Genomic DNA, 18,219 nt, shown 5'->3' with positions numbered 1-18,219 from the left:
CCTGGTCCGGCCGCCTTTTTTCATTCAGACCGCCAAGCGCCCTTGCGTGGCTGCCACCGAAATCGTCGCTTCCATGCCGGCGGTAAAACGCAGGTAATCGGCCTCCATGCCGTCGGAAAAGATCACGCCGTTCTCCGGCATGCGCGAGCGCAGCCTGAGCGGTTGGTCTGCATCCACATGGCCAAACACGAGCGTGGCCTGCGATGCACGGCTCGGAAACGGCTCGCGCACGGCGAACGTCAGTTGCGGGGTGTCCCACGGTTCGGGTTCGTAGCGAAAGCCATCGCCGCCGGCATGCATGGCGCGTGCGACGCCCATCGAGCCCGTCACGATGCTCTTCAGCCATGCCGTCGAACCGAGCCCCGTGGCGACGATGATGCCCGACGACGATTGCGCTTCACGCCGCTCACCCAGCTCGATTTCATACAGCGCAGATGCATGCGTGCGCGGCCCGATGAAGAGGTCGTTGACGGCGCGCAGCACCTGCCCGTCGGACAGCCGTGCTTCGGCCATCGTCACCGCTTTGGTGGGGCGCTTGTCGCGCGCCACGTCGGCCAGCACGGTGCCGAGATCTTTCGGCTCGAAGGGCAGCAGCACGCCGTCCCAGCGGCCGGGCTCCGGGTTGAGGCCGATCAGCGGCTGGCCATCGAGATACTTCATCGAGTTGGCGACCAGCCCGTCTTGCCCGAGCGCCACGACGATATCGTCCGGCGCAAAGATGAAGTTGGGCAAGTAGCCGCGATCCACCACCTGATAGCGGCCCCAGGCTTCCAGCGCGCGCACGGTAATTTCTAGGCTGCGCGCGTAGGCAGCGTTCTCGGCCAGGTAGTCGGAAAAATCGGCGCCCAGGTGTTCGAGGTAGAACTTCGCCTGCGCCAGCGTGTGGTGCCGCGCCACCAGCTCTTCAAGCCGGGTGCGGCGCGTCACCAGCACGACCTTGCGGCCTTCGGTGCTCATGATGCGACCCGTGCGGTGGCGTTGGGGGACGTGGCGTTCATCAGCCCTTGCAGCAGGTCCGGCGACACGTTCAACTGGCCGATGCGTTCTGCACGTTCGGCAATGCCGCCAAAGGCCTGGGCGATGAGCTGGCCGGGTTGCATGCCGGCCGCAGCCAGCGCGTTGACGATGCGCGGGTCGGCCTTTTCCAGCGCCTGCATGACAGCGGCCACGCGGTAGGCCTCGGCTTCGGCCAGCGTGCGGCTGTTCTCGGCCTGCCCGGCCACGAAGGCCTTGCGCTGACCTTCGAGTTCCACATCGGCGGCCATCTGTTCGTTGCGCAGGGCATTTTCCTTGCGCATCAGCGTGGCCTTGGCTTCCATCTGCGTCTCGCGGATCTGGCGCTTCTTCTGCTCGACTGCAATGTCAGTGTCCAGCTCGTTCTGGCGAATGGCGCGTTCGTTTTCCACGGCCGACATGCGACGCAAGTAGACGGCGTCATCCGCGGCCTTGAGGTTGGATTCGCGTGCTTCGGCTTCCAGCGCGCGTGCGATGTCCGGGGTCGGCTTGACCGCCATGACCGACACGCCCAGGATCTCCAGCCCCAACGCGGCAATTTCAGGCTGCGCAGCCAATTCGGCTTGCGCGGTGCGCGCGATGGCGGCCGATGCGCGCAGCGCGGCCTTCAGCTCCATCGCCTGAACGGCTTGCTGCACGATCACTTCCACTTGCTGAGCGACGCGATCGCCCAAACGCTTCGGGTCTTCCGACACGTAGGTCTGGCCGTTCTTGGCGAGCGAGAAATCCATCATCGCGGCGGTGCGGCGCGGGTCGCTGATGCGGTACGTCACCTGGCCCTGCACGGTCACGCTCTGAAAGTCGGCTGTTACCAGTTCAAGGATGAAAGGGCGGTCCTGGCTGGCCACGGGCACGGCCACCAGCGTGGTCGTCGGGCCGTAATAGAAGAACGACAGGCCCGAGCCTTCGCGCACCACCTTGCCGGCGCGGAACTGCATGAGATGAACGGTGGGCTGTGACTTGATGAAGCGGATGCCGAACATGATGACCTCCTTGTTTTATAAGTTGTACAGTACAACTTGTATGGGTTGGACAATACAACTTACTATGGGGGCCGTCAAGAAATTTGTGATGCGCCATGGCCACCCGAACCTCCGCGAAGACCTTCCCGCTGCCGTTTACCACCGTCGATGTCGTCATCTTTACGGTGCTGGATGACGTGTTGCGCGTGCTGCTCGTGCAGCGTCCCAATACGGAAGGGGAGCCTTTTCCCGGCGCATGGGCGTTGCCGGGAGGCTTTGTCGATACGGCCGTCGATGCCACGCTGGAAGACTGCGCGCGCCGCAAGCTGCTGGAGAAAACCGGTGTGGGCAGCCCGTATCTGGAGCAGTTGGGCAGTTGGGGCGGCGTGACGCGTGACCCGCGCGGCTGGTCTGCCACGCATGTCTACTTTGCGTTGATGCCTGCGCAGGGTGTGGCACTCGCCAAGGGCGCCAATGCGGCCGACGTGGCGTGGTTTGCGGTGGACGACGTGCTTCGCGCGCCTGAACTCGCCTTCGACCACGCGGAAATCCTGCGCGCCGCCGTCGAGCGTTTGCGCAGCAAGGTCGAATACACCTCGTTGCCAGCCTTTCTGCTGGCCGAGCCGTTTTCGCTGCCGCAGTTGCAACGCATGTACGAAATCGTGCTCGGCCGCCCGGTCGACAAAAGCGGTTTTCGCACCCGCATGCTGGCCGCCAACTTTCTGGAAGAAGCCGGCGTGGCGGAAGGGGATTCGTACCGTCCTGCCAAGGGCTACCGACTGATTGATCGGAGCCAGCCGGTTGTTTTCCCGCGCACGTTCAGCCCGCGCGGTGGTGATTCAAACGCCTGAGCACCGGCTTGGCGCAGCACCCCTCCAACGGGTGCTGTAACAGAACAGTCACGTTGCATTACTACCCTACGCGCTTATTTCACACTTGCGCGCTGTGAAACACGCCTGCAGACCGGGCGCTGACGCACGCGTCTTTCACTGACCGGGTATGGCTGGAAACGTCGCATCGGGTGGTGCGCGGCGGATACTGCCTTGGTGCATCGCGATGATCGGCATCTGCGCTTTCCAACCTGCCGTGCTGGCCGGTCCGCTTGAAGCGGAGCCGGCTGCCATTGCCGGCGCGCCGCCTGCCGATGTCGACCGCTGGTTCGACATCGAGGCGCAGCCGCTGCAACGCGCGCTGGAGCACTATGGCGCCGTCACCGGAATGGCGCTGCTGTATGACAGCGCGTTGACGGCGGGCCGTGCGGCCCCTGCCGTGCGCGGCACGATGACGCCCCATATGGCACTGCTGCGTTTGCTGGAAGGCAGTGGCCTTGCGCCGCGCTACACCGGCAACGATGCGCTGGTGCTCTTGCCGGTGCGGCCGCAAGCGGGCCCCGATGCAAACGATACCGGGGCAACCGACCTGCCGGCGCAGCGACGTTACTACGGCTTGATCCAGCGTCGCATCCGCGATGTGTTCTGTGCAAATGCGATCCTGGCGCAAGGCCGCCACCGCATCGCGCTGCGCCTGTGGCTCGATGCGTCGGGCAGCATCGCCACGGTGCGCCTGCTCGATTCCACCGGCGATGCCGTGCTCGACAGGTTGGTGGTGAGCGCTCTGCAAGGCGCGCCGGTGGGTGAGCCGGTGCCCGCATTCGTGCCGCAGCCTTTTACGCTGGTGGTGATGCCGCGGGCATCGGGCCAGAGCTGGGGATGCCCCGCGCCGGCCACGTCGGTCTCCGTGCTTTCCATGGGGAGGCGGCATGGCGGATAGCGGCCGCGCGATGCTGCGCGATTTCCTCCTGGAGCGGTACAGCCACCTCAAGTTCCTGCTGTCGCGGCGGCTGGGCAACCCCGACCTTGCCGGCGATGCGCTGCAAGACATCTGGCTGCGCCTGGAGAACCACGGCAGCGGCGAGGCGATCGAGCCGGTGCAAAACCCCGGTGCCTATCTCTATCGCATGGCGTTCAACGCGGCCATCGACCAGCAGCGCGCCGAAGACCGCCGCCTGAGCGTGGGCGAGGTCGAAACCATGCTCGATCTGGTGAGCCCCGCGCCGGGGCCCGCTGAAGTTGCGGAGGCCAACTCCGAACTCGATGCGCTGATCCGGGCAATGGAGCAGATGCCCACGCGGCGCCGCGACATCCTGCTGGCCGTGCGGCTGGAGGGCACGCCGCAGCGCGAGGTGGCCGAACGCTTTGGCATCTCGCTGCGGCTCGTCGAGCTGGAACTGCAACGCGCCCAGGAGCACTGCGCCGCCAAGCTGGGTCGCTAGCCGCGCGCCTTCGCAAGCCACAATCTGCCCTGGCAATCGATTCAAAAAAAACTCTCAAAAAAATGCTTGCGGGTTTGTGCGCCGGGCGTCGTCTTACCCATAAGACCGTCGAAGTGGCGGCAGAGGCAAGCCGCGCCCACAAAGACGGCCGTATGACAGATGGTTGAACGCATGAAGGCAGCACCCGAACCCAACACGACGACACTGAAGATTCCGCACACGCTGCGCCGCGAAGCGCATGCCTGGGTGCGTCGTCTGACTTCGGGCGATGCCACCGTGGCCGACGCGCAGGCGCTCAAACGCTGGTGCGAAACGAGCGACGCGCATGCGGCGGCGTTTGTGGAGGCGCGCCGGTTGTGGAAAGACTTCGGGCCTGCCGGTGAAGCCGTGCGGCGCAGGCAAGCCGCACAGGCCACCAACATGCAGCGCGCGACGACATTCGGCCGACGCGCATTTCTCGGTGGTGCCTTTGCAACCGCAGCGGGTGCTGCCGTGGCTGTGGTGGCGCCGGCTGGGCTCTGGGGCGCGTTCCCCGCCTTGGCCGCAGATTTCCGCACCAAGACGGGCGAGCAGCGCCAGCTGGCGCTCGCAGCCGACGTGACGGTCGACCTCAACACGCACACGAGCGTTGCGCTGCGCCGTGATGCAACAGCGAATGCGCTCCAAGGCGTCGAGCTGCTCGACGGCGAGATCGCAGTCAACACCACGCGCGCCGCGGCGCAACCGTTCATCGTTGCGGCGGGACCGGGCCGTGCGGAGGCCACGCAGGCCAACTTCGAAGTGCGCAATCTCGATACGCGCGTGTGTGTGACATGTCTTTCAGGCGACGTGCGGGTCGATGCGAATGGCCGCAGTGTGATGCTGACGGCCAATCAGCAAGTGACTTACGGAAAGCACGCCATGAGTGCCGTGATGGCTGCCGATGCGGCGACCACATCGGCGTGGCGCAGTGGGGTGCTGGTGTTCCGTCAGACGCCGTTGTCCGACGTGGTGGATGAGATCAATCGGTATCGCCCCGGCCACGTGCTGGTGGTGGACAGCAAGCTCGAGCGCAGCCGCTTGAATGGGCGTTTTCGCATCGACAAGCTGGACACGGTGTTTGCGCAGATGCGCGAAATGCTGGGCGCCAAGGTGACGGAGCTGCCCGGCGGCATCGTGCTGCTGGGATAAGCCGGGCGGCGAGCATGCGCCGCTGACATGTTTCTGTCATTGCGGGTTGGCGCTGTGACCTTCGTCATAGCAGGAGAGGCCGCAAGGTGAGTGTGGCCGCCGTTCGATCGTCCGTTCGCCACCCGACATGCAGCCGAGCCCGTCCGCCAAGTCTTCTTTTGCCAATACTGCGTTGCACCGCCAGCGCAAGCGTCATGCGTGGCGCCTCAAGCCGCTCGTGCATGCCGCCGCATTGACGCTGCTGGCGGCCAATGCGCACGCAGCGCCGCGCGCCTTCAGCGGCGCATGGTTTGCCGAGCGCGGTGCGGCGCAGAACACGGCGGCCGCTACGGGGCGTTTGCCCAACGGCACGCCGGTCGCGCTGCTGAACGATCCGCAGCAGCAATCGCAACAGGCGCGCCAGCAGTTGCAGCAGTCGCTTGCCAACCTCAACGGTGTGGCCGCAGCCATCGCCGCACAACAGGCGGCACAGAATGCGGCGCGGCAAGCCGCGCTCACCGGCCCCTCCGACGTGCCGGACGGTCTGGCAGACGGCGGCCTGAAAGTCGACACGAATTCGCTCACGCGTGGCTGGGTCAACGCCAATGCGCCGGTGCAGTCCAACAAGGACGGCCGCGTGAACGTGGCCATCCGGCAGACCGACGACAAGGCGGTGCTGAACTGGGAGACCTTCAACGTCGGCCGCAACACGACGGTGGAATTCCAGCAGCAGTCCAACTGGTCGGCACTGAACCGGGTGAACGATCCGAATGGGCGGCCGAGCGAGATTCGCGGCCAGATCAAGGCCGACGGCACGGTGCTTATCGTCAACCGCAACGGTGTGGTCTTCACGGGCAGCAGCCAGGTCAATACGCGCAACCTCGTGGCTGCCGCTGCCAACATCACCGACGAGCAGTTTCGCAAGGGCCTGTACGGTGACAATGCCACGCCCACGTTCACGAACGCGGGCGGCAAGGTCAAGGTGGAAGCCGGTGCGCAGATCACCACGCAGACACCGCAGTCCGTGACGCAGAGCGGCGGCTACGTGCTGCTGGTGGGCACTGAAGTCGAGAACGCAGGCACGATCACCACGCCCAAGGGCCAGACGCAACTGGCCGCGGGCGACAACTTCATCATCCGCAAGGGCGTGGGCACGGACGGCAATACGTCGTCCACCACGCGCGGCAACGAGATTGCGCCGCAGTTCGTCGCCAACAGCACGGCGGGCCATGTCGTCAACAACGGCCTGATCGTCGCCAACCAGGGCGACATCACGCTGGCGGGGCGTGATGTCGTGCAGAACGGCGTGGCGGTCTCCACCAGCACCGTCAATACGCGCGGCACGATCCATCTGCTGAACTCGGCCACCGATACGCAGGGGCGAGTGTCGATGGGGCAGGGCGCAACCTCGGCCATTCTGATCGAGCAGGACGGCAGCACCGCGCTCGATAGCCAGCGCAACGCGCTGCTGCAGGAATCTGCCGCGCAAGACAAGGTGCGTGCGGATACCGCGCAAGGTGTGTTCGACAACCTCTCGCGCTTGTCGGACCGGCGCGACCAATCGCGCATCGAGATCGTCTCGGGCGGTGACGTGTTCTTTGGCGACAGCTCGCTCTCCCTCGCCACGGGCGGGCAGATCCAGGTGAGCGCTGCACGCCGCACGCTGGTGAATGACCGCGCGCGGCTGGACGTGGGCGGCGCCGTGGGCGTGCAGGTCTCGATGGAATCCAACAACGTTGCCGTGAATGTGCAGGGCAACGAGCAGCGCGATGCCCCCGGCAACCGTGACAGCGGCGCGCTGAACAACGCGACGGTCTGGATCGACCGCCGCCGCCTCATCTACGTGCCGGCCAAGCCCGGCGTCTATGACAAGGATCGCTACTACACCGCCGGCGGCCTGCTGGAAGTGGGCGGCTACCTCGACAACGCCGGCCACAGCATCGGCGAGTGGGCGGCACAAGGCGGCACCGTCACGCTGGGCGGCAAGGAAGTCGTCACGCAGCGTGGGTCGTCGATCAACCTGTCGGGCGGTTCGTTGGATGTGCAGAGCGGCTACCTGCGCCAGACCTTCCTCAAGGGGCGCGACGGGCAGCTTTACGATGCGTCGTCCGCGCCGATGGACGTGCTGTACAGCGGCGTCTATCAGGGTTTTGAAGCAGCGCACCCGCGTTGGGGCAACAAGACCACCGAGTACTACTACAGCCCCTTGATCGCACCGCGCCAGAAGCTGGAGAACGGCTATACGGCCGGGCGCGATGCAGGGCAGCTGATTCTCTCCACGCCGACGGCGGTGGTGGATGGCGACATCGTCAGCGCCGTCTACAACGGGCCGCGCCAGAACCAGGCGCACGTGCCCGGCGCGGCCGATGGCTACGGCCAGTCGCAGACCGCCGTGGCCATTCCGGCCACGCTGCGCATCGGCCGTTACGACGCTTACGGACTCGCTGGTGCCTACGACACGCAGGTGCGCATCGGCGACGTGGCCGTGGCGGAGCCGATCTCGCTCAAGGACGCGCTGCCGGCAGACCGCGTCAACACCATCCAACTCGATGCTCAGCGCCTGAACGACATGGGGCTGGGTGGGCTCACCATCGCCACGCAGGGCAATGTGTCGATCGACAAGCGCTTGGCGTTGGCCGATGGCGGCACGGTGTCGGTGTCTGCGTCGTCCATCGACGTGAATGCAGACGTGGTGGCGCATGGCGGCAACGTTGCATTCAGCAATGTGCTGCGTGCCGCGAACCCGGCCACGCAAGCGGGGGCGCTTACCAAGGATGGCAAGTCGCGCATCACGCTCGGCCAGGGTGCGACGGTGGATGTGAGCGGCCTGTGGGTGAACGGCGCGCTGGATCCGACCGCGGTGGCCGGCATGGCATGGCTCAACGGCGGCAACGTCAGCATGGAGGGCGTGCAAGGCATTGCGCTGGCGAACGGCAGCACGATCGATGTGTCATCGGGCGCGGGCATTCTCGCCAGCGGCACCGTGCGCGGCGGCAAGGGCGGCAACGTGACGCTGACCGCCAACACGCCCCCGTTTGCGCCCGCAACGGCGGATGGCAGCACGCTGCAGCTGGGCAGCACGCTCAAGGGCTACGGCGTGAGCGGCGGCGGCACGCTGACGGTGGCGGCCGACAAGGCGCTCATTTCCGACGGCACGGGTGCACAGGCGGGGCAATTGCTGCTCACGCCCGATTTCTTCCGCCAGGGTTTCTCCGCCTATGACGTGAACGGGTATCGCGGCCTGAACGTCGCGCCGGGCACGGCATTGAATGTGGAAATGCCGGTCTACTTCGTGCCCGACGCCGCGCGCAAGGTCGCCACCGGTGCACGCCCGGCCGAGGTGCTCACGCTGTGGACGCCGCCGGTGTATCAGGAGGACGCAGTCAACGCCAAGCTGATCCAGCGCGGCGGGGCGAGCCTGACGCTGGAGTCGAACAGCAGCCTGAACCAGACGGTGGGATCGCACCTGCAGGTCGGCGAAGGTGCGCGGATTGTGGTGGACCCGGGCCAGACGGTGACGTTGCAGACGCCGGGGCAGATCACCGTTGATGGTTCGATTACGGCGCCGGGCGGCACGATCAAGGTGCTGCAGATGAATGGTGCGGACGCGGCCAACGGGCGCGCGGATTACGCCGACCTTGCCCGTTCGGTCTGGATCGGCGATCACGCCGTTCTGGATGTGAGTGCACGTGCCGTCCATGCGGTGGACACCTTTGGCCGTCGCTATGGTGAGGCGGGTAACGGCGGCACCATTGCAATCGGCCCGAAAGGCCCGGCAACGGCCAACGGCACTGCCCCCGCCGCCAATGCGTTCATCGTGATTCGGCCAGGCGCGTTGCTGGATGCGTCCGGTACGCACACCACCGTAGATGTGTTGGAAGGCGCAGGCGCATTGCCCGCTTTCGGGCAGGCGTCTCGACCTGTCGAATTGGCGGGGGACGGTGGAACGATCTCGTTGGCATCGTTTGCAGGGCTGCAGATTGATGGAACCTTGCGCGCTTTCGCTGGCAGCGCGGCGGCTGCAGGCGGCACGCTGTCGCTCACGTTGGAGACGCCGCATTACCTGGCTGCCGAGGGGGTGCCATTTCCCAGTGCAGTCGTTGTGCCGCGCGAGTTGGAGATCGGCTCGACACATCGGTCGGCGTTGCCGGCAGATCTGCGTCCGGGAGAGTCGAACGCCGCGCTTGCGTTCGGCAAGGCCCGCATCGGCATGGACCAGATCGGAGCCGGCGGCTTTGACGCACTCTCGGTCTATGCCGACATGATTACGTTCGATGGGTCGGTCAACGTCTCAATGGGTCGCAGCCTGCAGGTACAGAGCAACGCGCTGTCTGCTCGCGACGGTGCATCTGCCGTCCATCTTGCGGCGCCTTACATCAGATTTGGCAACACCCTGGTTGGCGAAAATAGCGCGATCTACCCGCTCGTGGGCGGTGCGATCGACCCCGCGCAGCGACTGCGGATCGGCTCAATACAGCCGGTGCCGACAAGCGCTGCACTAACGGTCGATGCCAATATGATCGACCTGGGGTTCCTCTACACCGCGGGCGTAAACGGAACGGTTGCCCAGTACCAGCAGTCACCGTTGCAGGTGACGCGTGCGGGGTTCGACACGCTTACGCTCAACAGCGCGGGGGATATTCGAGTCAACCTCGGCGGTGGGGCTTCCCGTCAGGTCACGCTGAATGCTGCTCAGGTCTATCCAGTCAGCGCAAGCCTGGGCAGGCTGGTGGCCACGGAACATCTCACGCTCGGCCGCACCGCACAGGGCACGCCCGATATGCCGGACAGCGTTTTCGGCACGCTCTTGTTGAACGCGCCCACCATTGATCAAGGTGGCGTATTGCGCGCGCCGCTGGGGAATCTGCTGCTCGGTACAAACAACCAGATCGATTTGCCCACGCCCACGATCCGCATCAATCTGCTCCCGGGCAGTCTGACTTCAGTAAGCGGCGCGGGTCTGGTACTGCCTTACGGTGGTACGACTGACGGGGTCGCTTACACCTACAACGGCGCGCCGATTACGGGCGCTGCAGCCATTGACATCTTCCATTCGAACATCCTGCGCCTGACGGGCCAATCGTTCGACGTGGCTCCGGACGCAGTGCTGGACCTCTCCGGCGGCGGCACGATTGCCGGTGCGGGGTTTGTCAGCGGCCGTGGTGGATCGGTCAACGTATTGGCGACGCCATTGATCAACGCCAACCCGGCGCTGACCTACAGCGCCAGCAATAACGGCGTATATGCCATCGTTCCCGGTTATCGCAGCAGCTACGCACCATTCAGCAGTGCGGGCGGGATGGCGGATGTTGGTCGCCAGATCACGATTGGCGACGGTGTCCCCGGGCTGGCACCGGGCGTCTATACCTTGCTGCCCGCGGCCTATGCGCTGATGCCGGGGGCATACCGCATCGAGCTGGGGCACACCAACCCGCTTGCGACTGGCGCCGCCACATTGGGCGGAGGCTCATGGTTGGCAGGCGGAACCCTTAGCACGGCCAATACCGGTGTTCAATCGGCATTGCCCTCGCAGATTATCGTCACGCCTGGCAGCGCGGTGCGTCAGCTGTCTCAGTACAACGAGACCAGCTATGCCGACTTCGTCCGGGCGAACGCGAAGCTGTTCAGCGCAGCTAGGCCGTTGCTGCCCTCTGACGGCAGGACACTGGAATTGCTGTACAGCAATACAACGACCGATACTCCAGCGCTCCGATTTGCCGGCACGGCGCGTTTTGACGCCGCGCCGGGCGGGTATGGCGGTACGTTGTCCGTCGATACCACGGGTACGGCAAGGTCGATCGAGATGACTTCAGGGGCAACCGGGGCCACGCCTGGCTTCGTTTCCGTGGATGCCAACGCGCTCAATGCGATGGCTCCCGCCCGGATGGTCATCGGCGGCGGTGTGCAAGCACAGGGCGCTGTGCAGGGCGATCTGGCCGGCAATACCGACGGAGTGTTCGTCCGTTCCGGCGCCAGCCTGAGCGCGCGCGAGGTGCTCCTACTGGCGCAGGCAGGCGGCATCACTATCGAGGATGGCGCTCGCATCAGCACCTTGGGGCAGGGCGCGGACACTCCGCGGCCGTCCACGGACGGCTACGTCTACTCGACCTCTGCCAATCTCGTGGCGGTTTCCAATGGGTTGCTCAACGTGGTCCAAGGACAACCCCTGGGGAGTTCGAATGGCGTTTCGATCGGAAAGTCCGAGTTGTATGGAGAGGGCTCGCTGCTGTTCTCTACCCGCGGCAACGGTCAACTGACGCTGAGCGACGGCGCCCGCTACGGCGCAAAGTACCTCACGCTCTCGATGCCCAGCATCAACATCGGCGAGCAGGCAGCACTGGATGCTGCCGCCAACGTGCTTCCGAACGGCTTGCGCCTGAATCAGGATTTGCTCAGCCGCCTGCTTGCAGGCAATACGGGCATTGGCGTGCCCAAGCTGGAAAACCTCGTGCTGACGGCCTCGCAGTCGGTCAACTTCTACGGCACCACGGCGCTCAATACGATTGACCCGGTGACGGGCAAATCGTCGCTGGCGTCGTTCGTGCTCAATACGCCAGCCATCTACGGCTTGGGCAATGCCGGCGACGTTGCCACCATCACGACCGACAAGCTGGTGTGGAATGGCGTGAGCGATGGCGTCATTCGGGCGTCCAATCAGGCGCCGTCGAGTGCAAAACCGGGCGGCGTCATCGCAGATGGTGCCGGCACCGGCAGCGGCACGCTGAACATCGTCGCCCGCGACGTGGTGTTCGGCTACGGCCCGTTCAGCCAGCCCGACACGCAACTCACGCTGGACCGCCTTGTGCTCGGCTTTGCCAACATGAATGTGCAGGCCAGCGACAAGATCACGGCAAACAACCGCAATACGTTGTCGGTGTATCAATCGCAGGGCGCATATCAAGCGGGTACCGGCTACCAGTACAGCGGGGGCAATCTCAATCTCATCGCACCGCTGTTGACGGGCGAGTCGGGCTCCATCAGCCGCTTCACGGCAGGCGGGGCGCTCAACGTGGCCGCGCCAACGGGGGCGGGTACTGTCAGCACGGATGCATTCGGTGCTGAGATCGGCCTCAAGGGCAACACCGTCAACGTGGCCAGCGCCATCGTGCTGCCGAGCGGCAAGCTCACGATTTCCGGCGACAACGGCGTCACGCTGGCCGACGCGTCGCGCATCGACGTAGCGGGGCGCGCCGTGCCGATGAACGACGTCACCAAGTACAGCGCTGGCGGCGATGTGCTGATCGACAGCGCACACGGCAACGTGAGCCAGGCGGCGGGGGCGGTCATCGATGTCTCCGCACAGAACAACCATGCGGGCAGCGTGTCGGTCACTGCATTGGATCCAGCGGCGGGGCGCGTCGATCTGGCCGGCACCATTCGGGGCACGGCAAGCGGCCGCTACGACGCGGGCGGTACCGATGTGCCATGGCAAGCCGGCAGCGTCGATGTGCGCGCACAAGTGCTGAATGACTTCGCAGGCTTGAACCAGCGCTTGACGACGAACGGCGTCACCGGCTCACGCAGCTTCCAGATCAAGCAGGGCGATCTCTCCATTGGTGACGAACTGAAGGCCAATGCGATCAACATCTCGCTCGACGGCGGCAGCCTGACCGTCAACGGCCGTGTCGATGCCAGTGGCGAGCAGCCGGGCACGATTCGACTGGCGGCGCGCAATGGGCTGACGCTCGGCGCGGGTTCCGTGCTGGATGCTCACGGTACGCGTTTGCGTGTCGACAGCTACGGTTTGCCCATTGACGCGCCCAACCGCGGCATCGTTGAGCTGCGCGCCACAGAAGGGCGCCTGGCACTGGCGCCCGGTGCGGTCATCGATGTGCGCGCCGCTGACAACGTGGCGCGCGGCACGGTCACGCTCAGCGCGCCGCGCATCGGTGCAGACGCCCAGGGCGACATGGCGATCGACGCGTCTGGCGCGGTCGACATCCGCGGCGCAAGGAGCATCGCCGTGCAGGGGTTCCGCCGCTACGACAACGCGCCGCTCGAAACGGCGCCCACGGTGGACGGCAAGCCCACTCAGGTCATCACGCAGGGCTGGATGGACGGCGTCGATGCTGACAGCCGCAACTTCATCAATGCCGCATGGAACAACGCCGATCTGCAGGCGCGCCTCGCCGGCCTGAAAACCTATGGCGGCACCTACCATCTGCGGCCCGGCGTTGAGATCGTCAGCGCCACGCCGGACGGCAATCTGCTCGTGCGCGGCGATCTGGATTTCTCGGGCTACCGCTATGGCCCGAATGTCGATCCGGGCGTGCGTGGTTCGGGCGAACCCGGCGCGCTGGTGATTCGGGCGGGCGGCAAGCTGCAGGTGCTCGGCAGCATCAACGATGGGTTCGCGCCGCCGCCGGCGACGCAGGACGACGCAGGCTGGCTGCTGACCTCCGGCAAGCAGCCCTACGGCAACGACATCATCGTGCCCCGCAGCGGCATCACGCTGGCCGACGGCACGCTGTTTGCCCCCGGCACGATGCTCAACTACGACGTGCCGCTGCGCTCGTTCACGCTGCCGGCCAACACGACGGTGCCTGCCAGCCTGACCTTGGGCCAGGTGCTGAACCTGCCTGCCGGCACGGTGCTGCGTGCCGCCGTGCGCGATGCGACTGGCAATGTGGTGTACCCCGCCGGCACGGTTTTGCGGCAGGACACCGCGCTCGCGGCCGGCATGGTGCTGGATGCAGGCAGCGTGGTCGCTACGCCCGTGTCGGTGGCTTCGATTGTCTGGCCGAAGGGTGTGTCGATGGCAGCGCCGTTGGGCACACCCGGCATTGCGCTGGACGGTGCATTGGCCCTGCCAGTGGGGGCGCTGATCCCCGGCTCTGCCGATGTGAAGCTGCCCGGCGACGTCAAGTTTGTCGAGCTGCGCGATACGGTGAACGGCTCGCAGGGCAGCAACTGGGCGATTGCGCCCATGTTGAAGTCGGGCACTGAGTCGTGGTCGATGCGGTTGGTGAGCGGGGCGGATATCAGCGCAGCAGACAGCCGCGCGGTGCGACCTGATGCGGGGCAATCCGGTCATCTCGTGTTGGGAGATGCGCATCTGTCTGCGGTGGCGCAGTCAATACCGGCGCGCGTGGTGTGGAAGGATGGCTCCCCCTTTGGGCAGGCCGGTGATCCTGTACCAGACGACCTGCTGTTCTTCTGTGACATTGGCGACTACTGCTCGAGTGAACCGGCGCAGACGACGTTGATCCCACGCTTCCCGCTTTTCAGTGTCCTGCGCACTGGCACGGGCGACCTGGACCTCGTCAGCGGCGGCAGCATCGACATGCGTTCCACCTACGGCGTCTACACGGCCGGCACGCAATCCGCATCGTTGCTCGACAGCAGCGGCAACAACCCCTACAACCAGCGACGCGGCACGGAGCGTACAACCGGCAATACAGTTCTCGGCGCTGACGGTGCTGCATATGAACCGTTCGTCAACGGCGATCCGGCAACCAGCCTGTACCAAGCGTGGTATCCAGAGCGCGGCGGCAATGTTGTGCTGTCGGCGCAAGGTGCCATCACCGGACATACGTTGGGCATTGGTCCGACCTTCAGCAACAACCCTGGCGATTGGCTATGGCGCCAGGGGGGCACTGGGTCCGGCTTGCCAACGGCGTGGTGGGTGAATTTTGGCACGTACGTGTTCTCGGCGCCGAGTAGCAGCGCGGCGGCTTCCCCAAGGCTCGTCGGCTTCACGGGAATTGGCGCACTGGGTGGCGGCAATGTCCAGGTGATAGCCGGTGGTGATGTTGGTGTGCAATCGGACCCGGGTGTCCGATCGCAGTCGGCAAGCGAAGCACTGAATGTAGCCGTGGCCAGCACGGGGCGAATTGGCACGGACGGAAAGCCGGTGCTGACGGGCGGTGGCGATCTGCGGCTCGATACGCAGGGCGCGATCAATCCGCTGGACTCAGCTTTCCGCAATACATACAGCAATAGCCCGAATATCGATGGTGTGCTGACGAACCTGCGCGGCAACCTGAGCGTGGAAGCGGGTGCCATTGGTCGCCTGGAGCTGACATACGGATCGGCCATTCCAAACGACCCGCGCGGGCAGGATGTCTTTGCCGCCACCAAAGCAACGCCGCTGGGCGGGCTGACGATCGTGCCGGGCGATGCGACGGTCAATATGTCGAGCCGTGGGGATCTGGTGCTCGCTGCAGTTGGAGATGCGGGCCGCCTCACGCAGATGAATGCCACACCGTATCTGCCGACGTTGGGCGGCACGCTTACGCCACAAACGGGTGGTGGCTACAGCTGGTTCTCGCTGTGGACCGACAAGACGGCGCTGAACCTGTTCTCCGCTGGCGGTAACCTCACACCCACCACGCAGAGCCTTGATTCCTCCGTGGCAGCGGGTGTCGGCGCCGCAACAGACGGCCGCTTCGTCTATCCGGGTACGCTGCGGGCAAGTGCGGCGCGAGGCAACGTGTACTACGGCGGCGGAAGTGCTAGCGCTGCCAACACATCGCTCGTACTCGCTCCCTCTCCGTTCGGCCAGTTGGAAATTCTGGCCAACGGCTCGCTGTATGCAAACGGCTACGGGATCACCCAGTCTGGTGCATCGCAAAATGCGCTCGTAACGCCGTTCAACCCAGGTTTCATTGGCTATGGCATCGGCGCCGGCACTGTGCTGTTGGTAGACAACACCAGCGCCGACGGCACGACTGTCTCGCGGGGAAGCGGTGGAGCGTTGTTCGCATTTGGCCCCGATACGGCTTCCGGCACGTTGCACGCGAACGATAGCGAGCCAGCACGTTTCTATGCGGTGAATGGTGACATTGTCGGACTGCGCACCGGCGAGATTCTCGATTTCACCAATGGCGGCCAAAATGCTTCGCCGAAATCTCTGAAGAATTGGTATGTCGCAGCCAAGCCGACCTGGATTTTGGCCGGCAGAGACATCGTGGGTGCTGGCACCCCGCCAGGCACATCCACGCCGACCGGCTTCTCCGCCACGACTTCCACCGGCAACCTCCTCCTCAACAACAACCCCAACGACATCTCCGTCGTCTCTGCAGGCCGCGACATCCTCTTCGGCAATTTCCGTGTGGCGGGCCCCGGCACGCTGGAGGTCACCGCGGGCCGCAACCTGTATCAGGCGGACAAGGGTTTGCTGGAAAGCATCGGTCGCATCGGCATGGGAATCTCCGTCAACGCGGGCGACCGCAGCAGTGGCGCGGGCATCAGCGTGATGGCCGGCGCGGGCGCAGCAGGCGCGGACTTCACGACGTTCGCGCGCCGCTACCTCGACGCGGCCAATCTGGCCAACCCCAATGCGCCGCTGGCTGACCAGGCGGGCAAGGTCGTCAAGACGTACGACAAGGAACTGCTCGACTGGCTGCAAACGCGCTTCGGCTACACCGGCCCGCAAGACGGCGCACTCGCGTTCTACCTGGGCTTGCCGGCGGAGCAGCAACGCGTGTTCGCGCGCTCGGTGTACTTCAGTGAACTGCGCGCAGGCGGCCGCGAATACAACGACCCAGGCAGCCGCCGCTTCGGCAGTTACCTGCGCGGGCGCCAGGCCATCGCATCGCTGTTCCCCGACAAGGATGCCGAAGGCCGGCCGATCCAGCGCGAGGGCACGATCACGATGTTCGGGCCCTCGGGCATTCGCACGGATTTCGGTGGCGCCATCCAGACGCTCACGCCGGGCGGCAAGCTGATCGTGGGTGTGGAGGGGCAGGTACCGCCGGCCACGTCGGGCCTGCTCACGCAGGGCGCGGGCGACATCCAGGTCTATTCCAAAGACAGCGTATTGCTGGGTCTGTCGCGCATCATGACCACGTTTGGCGGCGGCATTCTCGTGTGGTCGGCCGAGGGCGATATCAACGCGGGTCGCGGGTCGAAAACGTCGCTGCTCTACACCCCGCCGCTGCGTGTGTATGACAGCATGGGCAACGTCACGCTGTCGCCGCAGGTGCCGAGTTCAGGCGCGGGCATTGCCACGCTGAACCCGATTCCGGAAGTGCCGCGCGGTGACGTGGACCTGATCGCGCCGCTCGGCACGGTGGACCCCGGCGAAGCGGGCATCCGCGTGTCAGGCGATATCAACGTGGCGGCGCTGCGCGTGGTGAATGCGGCCAACATCCAGGCGCAAGGTGAGTCGCGCGGCATTCCGACGGTGGCGTTGGTCAACGTGAGTGCGCTCAACTCGGCCAGCGCTGCAGCCAACTCGGCCACGCAGGCGGCGCAAGACGTGATGCGCCAGCAGCAGGCCGCTGCGCGTAACGGCTTGCCCTCCATCATCACCGTGCAGGTGCTCGGCTACGGTGGCGCGGGCGGGGCGGGTGGCGAGGGCGGCAATGGCGCACAGAAGACGCCGGAACCCCAGCACCAGGACCGCTCCAGCTACGACCCCGGCAGCGCTTTCCAGATGATCGGCAATGGCGATTTGAACGAGCGCCAGAAGATGCGGCTCACCGCTGCCGAGCGTAAAAACCTGTGATGCCATAAGCGACAGGCAAGCGTTCTTCATCGACGCGTCATCGTGTGGTCATACACCGCGCGACGCTTCGTGAAGCTACAGCGCACCGCGTTATGTGGATGCGCCGCAGCGTCCATCTCCATGCGCCTTCAAGGCCCGCGTGCAATGTCGTCATGACAACGCACGCGGCGCTCCATGAACTTTGCGTGACATCACAAAATGTTTGCGGATTTGCGTTTCAGCAAACGTCATTCCTGTGAAGACCGACGGCTGACGAACGACGCAGCCAGCCGGCGAACAACACACGAATGATGCCGAACCGGCACCGAGCCAACGCATGTCCGAATTCAAACAACGCAGCCACCAACGCAGGTCTGTGGGGAGTGTCCGGC

The 18,219-nt window shown here is 65.3% G+C and carries 7 protein-coding genes; 5 read left to right on the top strand and 2 right to left on the bottom strand.

Annotated elements, in window-relative coordinates:
- Positions 1 to 24 precede the first annotated feature (24 nt).
- Both R2669_RS15545 and R2669_RS15540 read right to left on the bottom strand, forming a co-directional pair.
- Positions 25 to 957 carry a diacylglycerol kinase catalytic domain-containing protein gene (locus R2669_RS15545; protein ID WP_316901073.1) on the bottom strand — a complete coding sequence of 311 codons (933 nt, stop codon included), beginning with the start codon at positions 955 to 957 and terminating at the stop codon, positions 25 to 27.
- Positions 954 to 1,997 (bottom strand): SPFH domain-containing protein, encoded by a 1,044-nt coding sequence (locus R2669_RS15540; protein WP_147215432.1) that lies wholly within the window; start codon positions 1,995 to 1,997, stop codon positions 954 to 956. The genes R2669_RS15545 and R2669_RS15540 overlap by 4 nt, the downstream gene beginning before the upstream one ends.
- Before the next feature lie 95 nt (positions 1,998 to 2,092).
- Between R2669_RS15540 and R2669_RS15535 the strand changes: the two genes are divergently transcribed.
- The 5 genes from R2669_RS15535 to R2669_RS15515 all read left to right on the top strand — a co-directional run bounded on the left by R2669_RS15535 (position 2,093) and on the right by R2669_RS15515 (position 17,848).
- Positions 2,093 to 2,827, top strand: a complete 735-nt coding sequence (locus R2669_RS15535) for an NUDIX hydrolase (protein WP_147215430.1) — start codon at positions 2,093 to 2,095, stop codon at positions 2,825 to 2,827.
- A 205-nt stretch (positions 2,828 to 3,032) separates the two neighbouring features.
- Positions 3,033 to 3,746, top strand: coding sequence for a TonB C-terminal domain-containing protein (locus R2669_RS15530; protein WP_316901070.1), 714 nt, complete (start codon positions 3,033 to 3,035; stop codon positions 3,744 to 3,746).
- A complete protein-coding gene (locus R2669_RS15525) occupies positions 3,736 to 4,248 on the top strand; it encodes an RNA polymerase sigma factor (protein ID WP_316882826.1) in 513 nt (170 codons plus the stop codon). The genes R2669_RS15530 and R2669_RS15525 overlap by 11 nt, the downstream gene beginning before the upstream one ends.
- Positions 4,249 to 4,419: 171 nt before the next feature.
- Positions 4,420 to 5,418: a FecR family protein gene (locus R2669_RS15520; protein ID WP_316901068.1), complete on the top strand. Its 999-nt coding sequence runs from the start codon at positions 4,420 to 4,422 to the stop codon at positions 5,416 to 5,418.
- A gap of 127 nt (positions 5,419 to 5,545) precedes the next feature.
- Positions 5,546 to 17,848 (top strand): filamentous hemagglutinin family protein, encoded by a 12,303-nt coding sequence (locus R2669_RS15515; protein ID WP_316901066.1) that lies wholly within the window; start codon positions 5,546 to 5,548, stop codon positions 17,846 to 17,848.
- The last annotated feature ends 371 nt before the right edge of the window (positions 17,849 to 18,219 follow it).

It is taken from the genome of Ralstonia edaphi, from assembly GCF_958350185.1.
GTDB classification, from domain to species: Bacteria; Pseudomonadota; Gammaproteobacteria; order Burkholderiales; family Burkholderiaceae; genus Ralstonia; species Ralstonia edaphi.
Note: the sequence above shows the minus strand (reverse complement) of the source record. Positions and strands in the feature narration are given on the sequence as shown.

Bases quoted from the DNA above. Each gene is read 5' to 3' on its own strand.
- R2669_RS15545 (WP_316901073.1), bottom strand. From the start codon at position 957: ATGAGCACCGAAGGCCGCAAGGTCGTGCTGGTGACGCGCCGCACCCGG.
- R2669_RS15540 (WP_147215432.1), bottom strand. From the start codon at position 1,997: ATGTTCGGCATCCGCTTCATCAAGTCACAGCCCACCGTTCATCTCATG.
- R2669_RS15535 (WP_147215430.1), top strand. From the start codon at position 2,093: ATGGCCACCCGAACCTCCGCGAAGACCTTCCCGCTGCCGTTTACCACC.
- R2669_RS15530 (WP_316901070.1), top strand. From the start codon at position 3,033: ATGATCGGCATCTGCGCTTTCCAACCTGCCGTGCTGGCCGGTCCGCTT.
- R2669_RS15525 (WP_316882826.1), top strand. From the start codon at position 3,736: ATGGCGGATAGCGGCCGCGCGATGCTGCGCGATTTCCTCCTGGAGCGG.
- R2669_RS15520 (WP_316901068.1), top strand. From the start codon at position 4,420: ATGAAGGCAGCACCCGAACCCAACACGACGACACTGAAGATTCCGCAC.
- R2669_RS15515 (WP_316901066.1), top strand. From the start codon at position 5,546: ATGCAGCCGAGCCCGTCCGCCAAGTCTTCTTTTGCCAATACTGCGTTG.